Here is a 9,609-nt window from a genome sequence, read left to right on the forward strand (position 1 = left end):
TTCCCTCACCGAGGACGCCTTGACCGAGACCACCATGGTGTTCGGCGACCTGTACCGGCACGGCGCCGAGTGGAAGTTCCGGGCCATCGGCCAGGGCTACGCCTCCGGATTGGCCGGTCTCGCACGGGATTACGGGGTCAACGTCTAGAGGCGCACCGGGAGCGGCACCGGGCGCTTGGGCACCCGCCGGTCACCGGAGGAGATGCCGCGCAGGCGGCGCATCACCCACGGCCCCAGTGCGGTTGCGGCCCACTGAAATTCGGCAGCGATCGAGCGCAGCGCCCCGTGCTCGGGCAGGTCCGGGATCAGCGGCCGGGTCCAGGCGTCGTTCGCGCCGGGCAACCGCAGGGCCTCGGCCACGGCGTCGGCGATGCGCTGGTGCCCGAGCGGGCTGGCGTGCAGCCGGTCCGCGTCCCACAGGCGGGGATCGGTCACCACGGCATGATGGCCGGTCTCGGCCACCAGTACCCCGTGCCGGTGGGCCGCCGCCCGCAGCCGGTCGTTGATCGCTGCGATCCGGCCGCGAATCGGTCGGGCCAGCGGAATGGTCTCGGCCACATCGGGAAAGGTCAGTGTCGCCACCACCGCGCCGGTGGCGGTGAGCGCGGAGAACATGGCCTCGACGTGCCCGGCGATTTCGTCCGGATCGAAGTTCGGGCGCAGTAGGTCGTTCATGCCCGCCAGTACGGTGGCCAGATCCGGGCGCAGCGCCAGCGCCGCGTCCAGCTGGTCGTCGCGGATCTGGTGGGCCAGTTTGCCGCGCACCGCCAGATTGGCATAGCGCAGTTCGGGATTGGTGAGGGCGAGACGCTCGGCCAGCCGGTCCGCCCACCCGCGCAGGCCGGTCAGGTCGTCGCCGTCGCCTACGCCCTCGGTCTGACTGTCGCCCAGGGCGACGTATCGGGTGTACCGGCCATCGGTCATGGCGGATCGGCCTTTCGGTGACTGTGCGTGGATCATCCCAGGAAATCGGCGGGCACGGGGGCCGGGCCGAACTCGTTCACGAGCCCGCCGCTTGGCGTTCGGCCGCTGCTGCCTCCCGTTCGATTTGCGCGACGGCCTCGGCCTGGATCCGCTCGAACTGCGCGGCCATGGCCTCGGCGAGCGCCTGCGCGCCGGAGAGCGGACGCACCATCACCATGAACTCGTCGATCCGGCCGTCGGCGTCGAAGTGCAGGAAGTCGCATCCGGTGATGCGCTTGCCCGCGACCGTGGTCTCGAAGACCAGCGCGTGATCGCTGCTGTCCGCGGTACCGATCTCCTTGATGTAGCGGAAGTCCTCGAACACCCGCATGACTCCGCGCAGGATGGCGGCGGTGATGGCCTTGCCCGGGTAGGGCTTGAAGGCGACCGGGCTGGTGAACACCACATTGTCGGCGAGCAGGGCCTCCATGGCCGCCTCGTCACGGGCCTCGACGGCCTTGCGGAAGGGGTGCATGATTCCCTCATTTCCTATAGTCAAATCATTGCCTACTTACTTCGAACAGTAGTGTGCGACACGCCAGGATGTCCAGATCTGATGTATTCAATAAATTGGGTAGAAGAGAGCTTTGGGATCCGCGCCCGCGGCGGCCGCGCATCACCGGGCCAATAGACTCGCCGGGTGCGACATAGGCAGGCCGATGGCTCGATGGACCTGACGCAACTGCGGACCTTCCTGGCCGTCTACCGTGCCGGGTCGATCACTGCCGCCGCGGGTCAGGTCGGTCTCTCGCAGCCGACGGTGACCACCCAGCTGCAGGCGCTGGAACGCCAGGTGGGACGGCCGCTGTTCGAGCGGCTGCCGCGCGGTGTCGCCCCGACCGCGGCCGCGCACGATCTGGCCGCGCGGGTGGCCGCGCCGCTGGACGCCCTGGAGTCGGTGATCGGCGACGGCTCCGATGACGGCCTCGCAGCGGTGGAACCGCCGGTCCTGCTCGGCGGCCCGGCCGAATTGCTGGCCACGCTCGTTCTGCCCGCGCTCGCACCCCTGGTCGCGGACGGCGTCCGGCTCGCGGTGAGCACCGGCCTGGCCGACGACCTGCTGGCGGATCTGCGACTCGGGAAACTCGACCTGGTCGTTTCGACCATTCGCCCGCGGGGCCGGACCGTGCTCGCGGAGACGCTCGCCGATGAGGAGTTCGTGCTGGTGGCCGCGCCCGCGGTGGCCGCCCGCGCGGATCTGGAACGCCTGCGCGCCAATGACTTCGGCGGAGTGCCCCTGGTGACCTACGCCCCGGACCTGCCGATCGTCCGCCGCTACTGGCGGCACGTCTTCGACACTCGACTGGAAGCCGACCCCGGCCTGGTGATCCCGGACCTGCGCGCCGTCCTCGCCGCGGTGGTGGCGGGCGCGGGCGTCTCGGTGCTCCCGAGCTACCTGTGCACCCGCGAATTGGCCTCGGGCGCAATCGAAAAGCTCTGGGACCCGCAGGATGCACCGATCAATACCGTCTTCCTGGCCCGCCGGGTGGGCGGTCCGGCCCGCCCGCATCTGGACCGGGTGCGCGCCCGCCTGCTCGCGGGCGCGCGCGAGTGGCGCGACTGCCCGGACTGACGACAACGGCCCGGTCCCCAGGGAACCGGGCCGTTGTGGCTCGTCGAACCGTATCCGTACCGCCTACTTCTCGATGAGACCGTACTGGGCGAGCAGTTCGCCGATCTCGTTGTTGCCGAGGCGCTTCGCCAGCCCGCGCCAGAGCAGGTCCGGGCCCGGGAGGTCGATGGGATCGCCGTCGCGGAGGCGGCTCATGGCAGCCAGCAGGGTGCGGACGTCGTAGGTGGAGTTGAAGACCTCCGGGACGCCGCGTTCGATATCGAGCAGCCGGTACGCCGCCTCCATGCCGGTGCGCACCGAATACTCGGTGGTGAAGATACAGTCGCGGCTGGTCTCGGCGAACTGGCCGATGAAGGCGAAGTTGACCGAACCCTCCGGGACCACGTCCGGGCGGTCACCCGCCTTGCGGGGCATGAAGAAGGCGGTCACATAGGGCATCATGACCGGCACGCACCTGGCGCCGCTCGCAGCCAGCTCGGGGATGTCCGCTTCGGGAACGCCCAGGTGGTACAGCCATTCCTGGGTGATCTCCTCGCCGGTGCACTCCTGCATGGTCTTCTTCACGTAGTCGCCGGGCTTGTCGACGAACAGCGAGTACACCCAGACCACGATCTGCTCCTTGGGCTGCTGCTTGAAGTGCGGCTGCCGGTTGACCGTCCAGCTCATCAGCCAGTTGGAGTCCTTCACGGTGACGATGCCGCCGGTGACGACCTTGCCGCTGAAGGGATCCCGCTTGCAGATCTTCCGAATGTATTCGGGGATGCGCTGATCCAGCGTGGTGACGGTGGCGGACTCCCACTTGGTCTCGGGAATGTGCGAACCGAATACGTCCGGATGGCCGAAGGTGGTGTCCTTGGCGGCGATTCGGCGCCACAGATCCCACGCGGGGGCCGGGCCCTCGTCGACCTTGGCGGGCGTGTAGTGGTCGCCCTCGTCGGAGTTCTCGGTGAGCGAGCCGACGGTCATCAGCAGCAGATCGTCCGGCCCCAGGTCGACGCCGCCCTCGACGCCCTCCGAGATCCAGTGGATCCTGGTGGCCTGCTTGCGATCCGCGGTGAGGTCGAAATCGACGTCGGTGACGGTGGTGTCGAACTTGAAGGTGACGCCGTGGTCCAGCAGCCAGCGGCGAAGCGGCAGCACCAGCGACTCGTACTGGTTGTACTTGGTGAACTTCAGGGCCGAGAAGTCCGGTAGCCCGCCGATGTGGTGGATGAACCGGTGCAGGTACAGCTTCATCTCGAGCGCGCTGTGCCACTCCTCGAAGGCGAACATGGTGCGCCAGTACATCCAGAAGTTGCTCTCGAAGAAGTCCTTCGAGAACACCTCGTTGATGCGCTTGCCCTCCATCTCCTCACGGGTGGCGAGGAAGATCTTGGTGATGTCCTTCTGCGCCTTGTCGTTCAGCGTGAAGAGGTTCTTGGTCCGGGCGCTCTGACCGCGGTTGACGGTGGCGCGCTCGAGAGAGAAGTTCGGGTCGTCCTTGTTGAGCCAGTAGAACTCGTCGAGCACGCTTGCGCCCTCGACCTCCATGGAGGGGATGGTCCGGAAGAGGTCCCAGAGGCATTCGAAGTGGTTCTCCATCTCGCGGCCACCGCGAATGACGAAGCCCTTCTCGGGTTCCCTGATGCCGTCGAGCGCGCCGCCGGGCAGCTTCAGCTCCTCCAGAATGGTGATCTTGCTACCGGGCATCTGACCGTCGCGGATCAGGAATGCCGCACCCGAGAGCGAGGCGAGGCCCGAGCCCACGAACCAGGCCGTCTTCCCGTCCACGCCCGCCGGCTTGCGCGGCCGCGCGAAGGCTTCGTAATTGCCACTGCTGTAGAACATGAGAACTCCTGTCCAGGAGATTGGTCTGGAAGCGCTTGCGCCGCTGTGGATCTAGGCCGTGTACTTGTAGAACCCCTCGCCGGTGGCGATGCCGAGCTTGCCCTGGTCGATGTAGTTCTCCTTGAGCCACTTGGCGATTCGCTGGGCGTTCTCATCGCCGTGGGCCATGATGTTGTAGGGCGTGGTGAGGCCGATGATGTCGAGGATCTGGAAGGGTCCCGCCGGTGCGCCGGTGCCGATGCGCCAGGTCTTGTCCACCGCCTCGGGCTCGGCGAAGCCGCCCTCGGCCAGGTTCATGGCCGCGTCCAGCAGCGGCACCAGCAGCGAGTTCAGGACGTAGCCGGCCTTCTCCTTGTGCAGCTCGATGGGCACCATGCCGATGGCGGTGGCGAAGTCCACGACGGCCCGGAAGACGGCCGGATCGGTGTCGGGGGTGCCCATGATCTCGGCGGTGTTGAAGTGCCACACCTGATTCGCGAAGTGCAGCGCCAGGAACCGGTCCGGGCGGCCGGTGAAGTCCTTCATGGCGCTGGGCAGCAGCGTGGAGGAGTTGGTGGCGAAGATGGTGCGCTCGGGCGCGAGCTTGCCCAGCTGCTGGTAGGTGTCCTGTTTGATGGCGAGCACCTCGGGCACCGCCTCGATCACCAGGTCGGCGTCGGCGACCGCCGCGGCCAGATCGGAGCTCAGCGCGATGCCCGCAGCGGTTGTCTCGGCCTTGCCGTCGCCCGCGCCCGGTACCTGCTCGCGGTAGGTGGCGGCCAGCTTGTCGAAGCGGTCGCGCGCCGCGGTCAGCACCTCGTCGGTGATGTCGTACGCGGTGACCTCGAATCCGCGGAACGCGGTCTGGAACGCGATCTGGGAACCGAGAACTCCGGTGCCGAGCACGGTGACCTTGCGGATCTCGATGCTCATTGTCATTGCCTCCCTATGGATGTGAAGAATCCAGCGATTATCTGTGCGATCTGCGCTCGCAGATCCGCCATGGCGTCGTGGCCGGGATGCGCCCCGGTGGACGGTTGCACCAGCGCCAGGTGCAGGACCGCGAAGACGCTGCGCCCCGCCAGCCTGGCCTGCTCTTCCCAACGCGCCGAGGCGGTTTCGTCGAGGGGCGGTGAGCCGATCCCGTCGCGGCGTGCGTCGGCGATGAGCCGCTCGGCGATCATGGACTCCAGTCCGGCCACCAGGGCCAGGCCCTCGGAGCGGTAGGTGTCGGTGGGTGAGCCGAACAGCAGCTCACGCTGATAGACGATGGTGTTCTCGGGCCGGTGCTCGGCCGCCCGCAGGAGCGGGCCCACCAGGGCCGTCACCGCCTCGACCGCATCGGTCTGCGTGCGGGCCGCCGCGGCGCCGTCCGCCAGCGCGGTCCGCAATTCCTCGTTGTAGACCATCAGCAGCAGCTCGCCCTTGGTGGCGGCGTAGCGGAACAGTGTCCCGGCGGCGATATCCGCGCGATCGGAGATTTGCTGGGTGGTGACTCGATTGAAACCGTGCTCGGCGAACAGGGCGGCGGCGGCCTCGAAGATGCGTGACTGCTTGTCGTGCATCTTGCGCTGGCGCCGACCGGTGTGCACCGGCTTGGTCTGCGTGACCATCGGACACCTCCAACCCGGATCAGAAAACTGAGTGCACTCAAAAATGAGCGTACTCTCGGTTATCGAATGTGCAACCCAGCCGAGCCGCCGGATCCGCGTGGATCGCCCGCCGATGGAGATGTCGCCGAGCGCCCGCACGATCTCATCAGCGGACGAGGCCGTCCCAGAACTGGGCCAACGCCATGTCGTGGCCTTCGGAGGTGACGCAGGCCATCGCGAGTGCGGTTGTCGTTGTTCTGGTAGTCGCGGTACCGCTCATCGGCCGCGCAATCCGTTACCGCACAGTGTTTTCGGCACCGGCTGAGCCGTTGTCCTCGAGCCGGTCCGGGGTGTCGCAGCCGCATTTGCCGTGGCGAATCCGCCTGTCTGCGAATCGGTTCGGATGGTGCCCGACAGCTGGATGGCCGTCAGCCGCGGGGCCGCGCGGGGTGGATGCCGTTGCTCAGCGTGCTGGTCCGGCAGGGTCTGCCGGGCGTATGTTGGTCGGATGGCCACGCATCTCACCCACTGGGGCGTTTTCGAGGCGAGCAGCGACGGGGACCGGCTCACCGAGGTGCGACCCTGGCGAGGTGATCCGGAACCCACCCGGCTGATCGAGAATGTGGCCTCGGCCCAACATCATCCGGCGCGCATCTCGCAGCCCTACGTGCGAAAGGGCTGGCTCGAGAACGGCCCGGGACCCGCGGCGCGCGGCGCCGACGAGTTCGTGCCGATCTCCTGGGACACCGCGCTGGATCTGCTGGCCGGTGAATTGTCCAGGGTGTACCGCGAATTCGGACCGACGGCGGTGTACGGCGGTTCCTACGGCTGGGCCAGCGCCGGGCGATTCCATCACGCGCAGAGCCAGGTTCACCGCTTCCTGAACTGCCTCGGCGGGTATGTCTCGCACCGCAACAGCTACAGCCTGGGCGCGTCGACGGTGTTGCTGCCGCACATCCTCGCGGATATGGGCACGATCATGTCGCGCGCAACGACGAAATCGGTGCTGGCCGAGCATTCGAGGCTGGTGGTCTCGTTCGGGGGACTGTCGCCGAAGAACACGGCGGTGGCGCCGGGAGGAGTCTCGCGGCACAACGGTCGCGGCTGGATCGAGACGGCGCGGGAGAACGGCTGCCGGTTCGTCACCGTCTCGCCGCTGCGCGACGATATTCCGGCCGAAGCGCACGCCGAATGGATCGCGGCTCGGCCCGGCAGCGATACCGCCCTGATGCTCGCGCTCGCCCAAGTGCTGGACGCGGAAGGCTTGGCGGACAACGCTTTCCTGGACCGTTACACCGTCGGCTACCAGCGCTTCGTCGGCTATCTGCGCGGTGCGGTCGATGGCGTCGTCAAGGATCCGGAGTGGGCCGAGCCGATCACCGGCATTGCCGCGGAACGGATTCGGACGCTGGCCCGGGAGATGGCGGGCACGCGCACGCTGGTCACGGTGAGCTGGTCGCTGCAACGCGCCCGATACGGCGAGCAACCGCTGTGGCTCGGCGTGGTCCTGGCCGCCATGCTCGGCCAGATCGGTTTGCCCGGTGGCGGATTCGGCCACGGCTACGGGTCGGCCGCGAATGTCGGTCTGGCCGTGCGACTCACGTCGCCGCCGCGCCTGTCCCAGGGCGTCAATGGTGTCGATGACTTCATTCCGGTCGCGCGTATCGCAGACATGCTGCTGAACCCGGGCGCGCCTTACGAATACAACGGCGAGCACCGGACGTATCCGACTATCCGGCTGGTCTACTGGGCCGGCGGCAATCCTTTCCATCACCACCAGAATCTGGCCCGGCTGCGCACCGCGTTCGGTCGCCCGGACACCGTGGTGGTGCACGATCCGTTCTGGTCGGCCACCGCCCGGCATGCCGATATCGTGCTCCCGTCGACCATGACGATCGAACGTGACGACTACGGCTCCGGCGAGGGCGACCGCTTCCTGTTCCCGATGCCGGCCCTGACCCGCCCGCACGGCGAGGCCCGTGACGACTACTGGATGTTCGGCGAGCTGGCCGAAAGATTGGGCGTCGGAAAGGAATTCACCGAGGGGCGGACGACGCGGGAGTGGCTGCGCCACCTCTACGACGAATGGCGCGAGCGGCTGCACGACCACGGTCACGAGGTGCCGGACTACGACTCGTTCTGGGCGGGGGAGTCGATAGACCTGCCCATCGAAGCCGAGGAGCATATCGCGTTCGCGGACTTCCGGGCCGACCCGTCGGCGCACCCGCTCCGCACCCCGAGCGGCCGGATCGAGATCTTCTCCGAGACCATCGCGGGCTTCGGTTACGACGATTGCCCGGGACATCCGGTCTGGCTCGAGCCCGACGAGTGGCTGGGCAGCCCGCTGGCGGCGCGGTTCCCGCTGCAGCTGGTGGCCAACCAGCCCCGTACCAAGCTGCACAGTCAGCTGGATATCGGCGCGCACAGCCAGTCCACGAAAATCTCCGGCCGCGAACCGGTCCGGCTGCATCCGGACGACGCCGCCGTCCGCGGCCTCGCCGCGGGTGACATCGTCCGGATCTTCAATGACCGAGGCAGCTGTCTGGCCGGACTGGACATCAGCGACGCGGTACGTCCCGGAGTCGCACAGCTGTCGACCGGCGCCTGGTACGACCCCGACCCGGCAGACCCGGCCTTCTGCCGCCACGGAAACCCGAACGCGCTGACCGACGATCGCGGCACCTCCCGCCTGAGTCAGGGCTGCACCGGTCAGCTGTCCCTGGTGGAGATCGAGCCCCATATCGGCCCCGTCCCGCCGCTGTCCGTCACCGGCCCGCCCGCGATCACCGGTTCCTGAGCCTGTTGTTCGCCGTGAGGGCCTCGATCACGGTACGAGCCGCATTGGACGGCGTGCGCTGGACGGCATGGCCGACGCACAGTTTCCAGGGCAGCGGCCGGGGCGCGAATTCGGAGTGGCGCACGCCGGGGAAGAGCAGTGCGACGGATTTCGGGATGAGGGCCACCCCGAAATCCTTGGCGACCAACTCCAGTGCGAAGGCCTGGTCGGCTACCTCGATGACGGGAACGCGGCCCGGAAACAGCTCGTCGGCGATGGTGCGGATGCCCCAGCCCGGTGGGAAGTCGATGTAGCGCGCGCCCTCCAGGTCGGCGGCCAGGAAGGGACGTCCCGCCAGTGGATGGCCCGGGCCGGTGCACAGTACGAGGGTCTCCTCGGTGATGAGATGCGTGGCGATGCCCGAGAATTCACTGCTCGAGCCTGCGAGCAGCGCCAGTTCGAGCGAATTGTCGCGCAACCCGGCCACATTGCCCGCCATGCCGGAGATGCTCTGCCGCATCTGCAGCGTCACGGCCGGGAACCGCTGGTGCAGTTCGGCGATGATGCCCGCCAGGTCGAAATTGTGGATGTTCATGAGGTTGCCGATGACCACCTCGCCGCGGATCTCGCCGCGGTCGGCGTCGATGGCGTCCACGATGTCGCGCCGGGCGCGCAGCAGCGTCCGGGCGGGGGCGACCATGGCCCGGCCCGCCTCGGTGAGCTCCAGGGTGCGTGGCGTGCGGTCGAACAGGCGCACCCCGAGTTCGTGTTCGAGCTTGCCGACGCTGGTCGAGACCGCCGATTGGACCAGATTGAGGGCGCGGGCCGCGGCGGTGAAGGACCGATGGTCGCAGCAGGCCAGGAAGCATTCGATCTGACGCAACTCCATGCGCCGAGCC

At 67.9% G+C, this 9,609-nt stretch carries 8 protein-coding genes and 1 pseudogene; 3 read left to right on the forward strand and 6 right to left on the reverse strand.

Features of this window, described 5'->3' with window-relative positions; translation table 11 throughout:
- Positions 1-4: 4 nt before the first annotated feature.
- Positions 5-148, forward strand: a pseudogene (locus ACIRRA_RS20545) (TerD family protein); the annotation flags it as partial.
- On the opposite strand, the gene ACIRRA_RS20550 reads toward ACIRRA_RS20545, so the two are convergent.
- Together ACIRRA_RS20550 and ACIRRA_RS20555 are read right to left on the reverse strand one after the other, a co-directional pair.
- Positions 145-924 (reverse strand): SGNH/GDSL hydrolase family protein, encoded by a 780-nt coding sequence (locus ACIRRA_RS20550; RefSeq protein ID WP_402770201.1) that lies wholly within the window; start codon positions 922-924, stop codon positions 145-147. The pseudogene ACIRRA_RS20545 and the gene ACIRRA_RS20550 sit on opposite strands and share 4 nt — an antisense overlap.
- Positions 925-1,000: 76 nt before the next feature.
- On the reverse strand, positions 1,001-1,438 hold the full coding sequence (locus ACIRRA_RS20555; RefSeq protein ID WP_402770204.1) for a nuclear transport factor 2 family protein: 438 nt from the start codon (positions 1,436-1,438) through the stop codon (positions 1,001-1,003).
- A 165-nt stretch (positions 1,439-1,603) separates the two neighbouring features.
- On the opposite strand from ACIRRA_RS20555, the gene ACIRRA_RS20560 reads away from it, so the two are divergent.
- Positions 1,604-2,536 (forward strand): LysR family transcriptional regulator, encoded by a 933-nt coding sequence (locus ACIRRA_RS20560; RefSeq protein ID WP_402770207.1) that lies wholly within the window; start codon positions 1,604-1,606, stop codon positions 2,534-2,536.
- A 63-nt stretch (positions 2,537-2,599) separates the two neighbouring features.
- On the opposite strand, the gene ACIRRA_RS20565 is transcribed toward ACIRRA_RS20560, so the two are convergent.
- From ACIRRA_RS20565 to ACIRRA_RS20575, 3 genes are read right to left on the reverse strand one after another with little or no spacing between them, the layout of a single operon-like run.
- Positions 2,600-4,363, reverse strand: a complete 1,764-nt coding sequence (locus ACIRRA_RS20565; protein WP_402770210.1) for an oleate hydratase — start codon at positions 4,361-4,363, stop codon at positions 2,600-2,602.
- A 51-nt stretch (positions 4,364-4,414) separates the two neighbouring features.
- On the reverse strand, positions 4,415-5,275 hold the full coding sequence (locus ACIRRA_RS20570) for a 3-hydroxyacyl-CoA dehydrogenase (protein WP_402770213.1): 861 nt from the start codon (positions 5,273-5,275) through the stop codon (positions 4,415-4,417).
- Positions 5,276-5,277: 2 nt separating this feature from the next.
- Positions 5,278-5,955 carry a TetR/AcrR family transcriptional regulator gene (locus tag ACIRRA_RS20575; RefSeq protein WP_402770216.1) on the reverse strand — a complete coding sequence of 226 codons (678 nt, stop codon included), beginning with the start codon at positions 5,953-5,955 and terminating at the stop codon, positions 5,278-5,280.
- Between the two features lie 487 nt (positions 5,956-6,442).
- On the opposite strand from ACIRRA_RS20575, the gene ACIRRA_RS20580 reads away from it, so the two are divergent.
- The gene (locus ACIRRA_RS20580; RefSeq protein WP_402770218.1) at positions 6,443-8,731 is read left to right on the forward strand and encodes a molybdopterin-dependent oxidoreductase; all 2,289 of its coding nucleotides are present in this window, start codon (positions 6,443-6,445) and stop codon (positions 8,729-8,731) included.
- Here the strand turns inward: ACIRRA_RS20580 and ACIRRA_RS20585 are convergent.
- Positions 8,718-9,599 carry a LysR family transcriptional regulator gene (locus ACIRRA_RS20585; protein ID WP_402770221.1) on the reverse strand — a complete coding sequence of 294 codons (882 nt, stop codon included), beginning with the start codon at positions 9,597-9,599 and terminating at the stop codon, positions 8,718-8,720. The genes ACIRRA_RS20580 and ACIRRA_RS20585 overlap by 14 nt on opposite strands.
- Positions 9,600-9,609: the final 10 nt, after the last annotated feature.

This window comes from Nocardia sp. NPDC101769 (assembly GCF_044766925.1).
In the GTDB taxonomy this organism is placed as follows: Bacteria; Actinomycetota; Actinomycetes; order Mycobacteriales; family Mycobacteriaceae; genus Nocardia.

What these genes read in the sequence shown, in the direction of transcription:
- ACIRRA_RS20550 (WP_402770201.1), bottom strand. Translation starts at nt 924, where the DNA reads ATGACCGATGGCCGGTACACCCGATACGTCGCCCTGGGCGACAGTCAG.
- ACIRRA_RS20555 (WP_402770204.1), bottom strand. Translation starts at nt 1,438, where the DNA reads ATGCACCCCTTCCGCAAGGCCGTCGAGGCCCGTGACGAGGCGGCCATG.
- ACIRRA_RS20565 (WP_402770210.1), bottom strand. Translation starts at nt 4,363, where the DNA reads ATGTTCTACAGCAGTGGCAATTACGAAGCCTTCGCGCGGCCGCGCAAG.
- ACIRRA_RS20570 (WP_402770213.1), bottom strand. Translation starts at nt 5,275, where the DNA reads ATGAGCATCGAGATCCGCAAGGTCACCGTGCTCGGCACCGGAGTTCTC.
- ACIRRA_RS20575 (WP_402770216.1), bottom strand. Translation starts at nt 5,955, where the DNA reads ATGGTCACGCAGACCAAGCCGGTGCACACCGGTCGGCGCCAGCGCAAG.
- ACIRRA_RS20580 (WP_402770218.1), top strand. Translation starts at nt 6,443, where the DNA reads ATGGCCACGCATCTCACCCACTGGGGCGTTTTCGAGGCGAGCAGCGAC.
- ACIRRA_RS20585 (WP_402770221.1), bottom strand. Translation starts at nt 9,599, where the DNA reads ATGGAGTTGCGTCAGATCGAATGCTTCCTGGCCTGCTGCGACCATCGG.